Source organism: Mesorhizobium sp. M2A.F.Ca.ET.037.01.1.1 (genome assembly GCF_003998075.1).
Taxonomy (GTDB): Bacteria; Pseudomonadota; Alphaproteobacteria; order Rhizobiales; family Rhizobiaceae; genus Mesorhizobium.
This window is the reverse complement of the sequence record NZ_RZSA01001350.1, coordinates 1-1,361: the sequence shown is the minus strand read 5'-3', so window position 1 is coordinate 1,361 and position 1,361 is coordinate 1. Positions and strand designations below refer to the sequence as shown.

Genomic DNA, 1,361 nt, shown 5'->3' with positions numbered 1-1,361 from the left:
CTGTCGGGACTCCGGCAGCTTGCGAGTAGCTGCCGCCTAAGGGGCATTTCTCGGAAGCGGAAACCTCGAAGGAGCCGGTGATAACATTTGAGCAGGTACGGAATCTAGAGTTCCGCGGCGCCGGCGTGGCCGCAGCCGCCGCCTTTGACTTGCCCTTGATGACCAACCAGATTTCGGTCGGTTGATCAAGCTGCACCCTGTTTATGTCGGAGTAGCCGATCCGGCCGCTGCGTATCCCTTCGGCAAGGCGCTGGCAGAACAGGGTCGGCATGCGCTCTTGCGAGACGCCCATGAACGAGGCGATTTCGTGCGTGAACGTGATGCTCCATAAATGGACAGCGGAGATGCACCCGTCCAAATTAGCCTCAGGCGCCTGCTTCGTGCCTGCTTGCGAGGGCCCGCACGTCATCAACGTCAACGCTGCCGCAGCCAGAAGATAAATACTATTTTTCACTGTGAAAACTCCCCGCATCCCACTGGCGAACTTAGTTAGAGCGGCGGAAAGGTTCAAATGATAATTTCTCTGAAGTGGTCTGAACTTTTCTATATTAGATATTTGAAATAAAAACCCGGCGTTTCCGCCGGGTCGTCTGATCGCTGCCGTATCGGCAAAATATCAGTGCTTGCGGTTTCTCGCGGCCAGCGTCCTCAGCCGAAGCCCGTTCAGCCGGATAAAGCCTTCCGCGTCCTTCTGGTCGTAGGCGCCACGGTCGTCTTCGAAGGTGACCAGCGCATCGGAATAGAGTGTCTTTTTCGACTTGCGGCCGGTGACGATGACATTGCCCTTGTAGAGCTTCAGCCGCACCGTGCCTTCGACATCCTCCTGGCTCTTGTCGATCATCGCCTGCAGCATGTCGCGCTCGGGCGAGAACCAGAAGCCGTTGTAGATGAGCTCGGCATAGCGCGGCATGAACTCGTCCTTGAGGTGGGCAGCGCCCCGGTCGAGCGTGATCGATTCGATCGCCCGGTGAGCAGCGATCAGGATGGTGCCGCCGGGGGTCTCGTAGACGCCGCGCGACTTCATGCCAACGAAACGGTTCTCGACGAGGTCGAGCCGGCCGATGCCGTTGTCGCGGCCGAGGTCGTTCAGCGCCGCCAGCATGGTTGCCGGCGACAGCTTCTTGCCGTTGAGCGCGACCGGATCGCCCTTGAGGAATTCGATCTCGATCTCGGTGACGGCATCGGGCGCGTCCATCGGCGAGACGGTGCGCTGGTGGACAAATTCCGGCGGCTCGCTCCACGGGTCCTCCAGCACCTTGCCCTCGGAGGAGGAGTGCAAAAGGTTGGCGTCGACCGAGAAAGGGGCTTCGCCGCGCTTGTCCTTCGGCACCGGGATCTGATGCTGTTCGGCGAAGTTCAGA

Annotated in this window: 2 protein-coding genes; both read right to left on the bottom strand. The window is 59.7% G+C overall.

Annotated features, from left to right (window positions below; all coding sequences use genetic code 11):
• A partial coding sequence (locus EOA27_RS36635) for a hypothetical protein (RefSeq protein WP_189562322.1) occupies positions 1-454 on the bottom strand: 454 nt, incomplete at its 3' end.
• Between the two features lie 162 nt (positions 455-616).
• The coding region (locus EOA27_RS36630) for an argininosuccinate synthase (RefSeq protein WP_127258733.1) at positions 617-1,361 on the bottom strand (745 nt) is incomplete at its 5' end.